1 protein-coding gene is annotated in these 4,117 nt (G+C 74.0%); it reads left to right on the forward strand.

The annotated features are described in order from the left end of the window. Nucleotides 1-32: 32 nt before the first annotated feature. Nucleotides 33-4,117: OTU domain-containing protein (locus tag B7767_RS33430; protein WP_143652758.1), on the forward strand; the 4,085-nt coding region annotated here is incomplete at its 3' end.

Consider the following 4,117-nt stretch of genomic DNA (forward strand, 5'->3'; position numbering starts at 1 on the left):
CCGGTCCGCCCCGCCCGGTGCCGCTCTCCGGGGTGGAGGAGAGACTGGCGGTCCGGGACGGGGACGGCGTCACGCGCCGGTTCACCTTCCCCGAGAACGGCATGCACCCCCGCGGGATCATCGGCATCGAGAACATCCGCATGGCCGGCGACCTCCTCCTCACGAAGGCGTACGACGTCGGCTTCTCCCTCCGGGCCCTGGAGGCCGAGGACGGTCCCGACGACGCCGCCCTCACCGAACTCCTGCGCAGGACCAGGGAGACCGGACTGACCCGCCTGGGCACCGGCTCGGCGCAGGCGCTGGAGGACGGCATCAGCGGCGTGGCGGCCACGGCGTTCTTCCCGCGCACCACCGAACCGGACGGCTACCAGGTGGCGGGGCTGACCGAGAAGTCCCTCATGGGCACCGACACCGGACAACTGACGCTGCGCTCGGCGCCCGACTTCAGCCGCGCGCTGCTGCTGACGGTCGCCGACGGCAAGAAGCTGGAGGTGCTCAGGCGGTACGGGGACAACGCCGGCACGTCGTCGTCCGTCGAGCACAGCCAGTCCTCGGGCTTCGGCGGCGCCTTCCTGTACGACTCGCCCAACAACGCGGGCCTCAACCAGATCGGCGCCTTCGGTCCCGGCCCCAACGACCTCGACGGTGACGTCATGCCGGTCGGGGACGACCACCTGACCTCCCGCAACCTCAAGCCCAAGACGGGCCGGACCTTCCTGTTCGCCGTCCCGGCCACCTGGATCGGCGTCGGCGACGTGCACCGCGGCATCCTGGACTCCAGACTCGCCAACCGGATCCGGGGCGGGACCTTCGCCAAGGCCCGGTCGGGTCCGCAGGCGATGGAGTCCGAGGCGTACGTCGTCACCTGGATCCGGGAGGACGTCGCCCGCGACCTGCGGATCATCACCGACGCGAACTTCCCCGAGCGCGTCTCGAAGGCGTGGGACGCGGTCGAGAGCGCGAGCAAGGCGTGGGTCGACGCCGACAAGGCCTACTGGAAGAAGCGGCGGGCCTCCGGCGGGCTGCGCGCGGACCTCGACGCCGCGCAGACCGCCCTCGACGAGGCCGCTCGGATCGCCCGCGCGGCCACCCGTCCGGTCGACCTGGCCAGGACCGACGCCGACGCCGCTGCCACCGCCCTGCGGCAGGCCGAGAACGACGCGCGCCGCGACCACGACCTCGCGGACAGGTCCGTGGCCGCCGCGCGGGCCGAGGTCGACGCGTTCGCCGAGAACGAGTACGGCTCCGCACCCGAGCACGACGGCTGGGCGGAGCTCCTGCGGGACGAGCAGGACGCCGCCCTGGCACGCCTCGCCGACGCGGAAGAGGCCGCCGGGAAACTGAGGAAGGCGGCCGACCTGCGGCTGGAGACCGCGCGCACCGAGAAGGCGCTGGCCGACGGGCGGCTCGACGCGGCCCTGCTGTCCGCGCGAGCGCCCGGCCGGGCCCTCGACGAGGCCACCGCACGCCGGGACACGGCACGCGACGCCTTCGACACCCGGCGCGCCGAGCTGGACGCACTCAGGGACACGGCGGAGAAGGCCGCGGCGGAGTACCACCGGGTACGGGCCGGGGCGGACCAGCTCACCCGCTGGCACCGGCTCGCGGCCACCGCGGAGGGCCGGGAGGAGCTGGACGGTCTCGCCGAGCCGCCCGCGGTCACCTATCAGGCCCCGCCCAAGGAACCCGTGGCCAAGCCCCCGGCCCCGCCCCGCTACACCAGGACCGGTACGGCACCGGACACCGTCCTCACGTCACCCACGAACGAGACGTACGCGCTCCAGGACGTGCCGAGGGACGGCGACGCCTTCTTCCGCGCGCTCGCCCTCGGCCTCGAACGCGCCGCCCCGGGACTGCTGGCCGCGCAGGGCATCGACCCCGCCGATCCACGGGCGATGTCCGACCTGCGCAGGAGGATGGCCTCCTGGCTCACCGACCACGCCGACGAGGAGCTGCTGGCCGCCGTCGTCCCCGACCACACCGACGCCTTCAGCGCGGAGGAGATCGCCGCGGCGGGCCTGGACCTCGGAACGGACACCCCCGCACGCCGGGAGTTCGACGGCCTCGGCGGTCTGATGCCGCACTCCGTCGACCTGACGCCCGAGGTACGGGCCGAACTGGCGATCACCCAGCTCCTCCGCCGGGGCGACGCCCCGTCCGAGGCCGGCTGGAACCACGCCGCGTCCGACCTGCTCCCGCTGCTCGCCGCACGGACCTTCGGCGTGCGCGTCACGGTGGTCGGGAGCGACGGCGCCTTCCAGGACTTCACCCCCGGGGACCCGGCGGGCGCCGGCAACCTCCAGGCACTCGTCGGCACCTCCGCCCACTCCGGCGCACACGTGGTCCTGAGCCTCGACGACCGCCACTACCAACTGGCCCTGCCGACCACCCCCGCACCGCCGAAGGGCACACAACTCCCGGCGCCGAAGGGCGCGGAGACCCTGCCGAAGAGCGCGGACCCGCAGCCGCCGAAGGGCAAGCAGCCCATGTCGGAGGACCCGCAACCCTCGGCGCCGAAGGCGAAGGCCGTCGCACCGGAGCCCCAGCCGCCGAACGTTCCGCCTCAGGGATACGGCAAGAAGGGCTCCGATCCGGAGCGCGACGGCGACCGGGCGAGGGGCCGCCGGGTGCCGGTGCCCGGCACGGGCGAGTGCCTCCTGTACGCCTTCATGGCCGGCGACCCCGTGCACATCCGCGGCCGTCTGGGCGACCTCGCCGCCACCGACCGCGCCGCGTACGACTGGCTGGGGAACCCCGACGCGGTACGCGGCGAACTGCGTCGGCAGGCCGGGTCCGGCGCCGGGGCCGGCCCTTCCCGGGCCGTGCTCCGCGCCATGCGGTCCCGTGTGGAGGACTACGTGGGCCGCAGCGGGGGGCGGCTGCACCCGCAGATCGTCGGTCAGTTCCGGCAGACGGTCGCCGACGAGTTCGGGACACGCGTCCGGGGAATGGACCGGGCCGGGATGCTGGACCTCCTCACCCACCACGGCGTCCGGCACGTCCCCGTGCCCGAGGCCCTCGACCCCGCCGACCTGCTGACCCGGTACGTCGATGCCCTCATGGCGTCGCGTCCCGCCGACCCGGAGGTCTCCCCGGAGGACGCCAGGGCCGTACTGGAGGCGGAGGCCGAGGACCTGAGCCCGCGCCGGATGTTCGAGCACCTCGAGCGGCACGGCCTGCTGCCGACGCCCGACGACCTCGACGATCGCGCACTGGCCCGCCTGCTCGCCACCGCCTACACGCAGAGCATCGCCCCGCTGGACGACACGGAACTGCCCAGGCTCATGGACGCCGTCGTCAACTGGGAACGCCGCTGGGGGACACCTGAGGGAGAGATCTTCCTGCCCCTTCTCGCGCACGCGTTCGACCTGCGGGTCGACGTGGTGCGGTCGCTCCCGTCGGGTGCGCGGCGGGTCGGCGGCGCCGGGCCCGACAACGCCACGCGGCAGACGGAGGTCTACTACAACGGCGTCAACCACTACGACGGCAGCGACGCCGCAGCCCGCGACCGGTTCGGCGACTCGGTCCTCCCGAAGCGCGTCAAGGACGAGGAACGCGACCAGGACGGCGACGTACGGCTCAACCCCCTGTGGGTGCCGTTGGACGAGGTCGACCCGGACCTGCTGATCACCGGCAACCGCGACGCGGTGTGGCTGTACACGGTCACCGATGACGGGCGGGTGATCCTGGGCACGGAGGACCTGAGCGGGATCATCACGCCGGAGCAGTTCGACGCGCTGCTGGCGGGGATGCGGGAGAAGGACCCCGGCCTGACGGCGGACTCACTGCGCAAGGCGCTGGACGGGCTGGGCCACACCGGCATCGCCGCCGGTCACGTCGCCCCCGGCGAGGAGAACGCCGGCCGGACGCTGCCGGGGCGCAGCCGGGTGTCCGGCGAGTTCCGCTGGAACGCGGAGCTGCGTTCCTGGGTGGTGAACGACAAGTCGGGCCGCTACATGAGCGAGACGGTCCGCCCGGGTCTGGACGCCGCGGAGGCCGCCGACTGGCTGACCAACGTGGCGGCCCTGTTCAGCGCCCGGCTGGGCGTCGTCGTCCGGACCGACCAGGTGAAGACCGCCGCGACCGTCCCCCCGCCTCCACCGGCGCCCGCACCCCC

The organism is Streptomyces sp. 13-12-16 (assembly GCF_002114215.1).
Classification (GTDB): Bacteria; Actinomycetota; Actinomycetes; order Streptomycetales; family Streptomycetaceae; genus Streptomyces.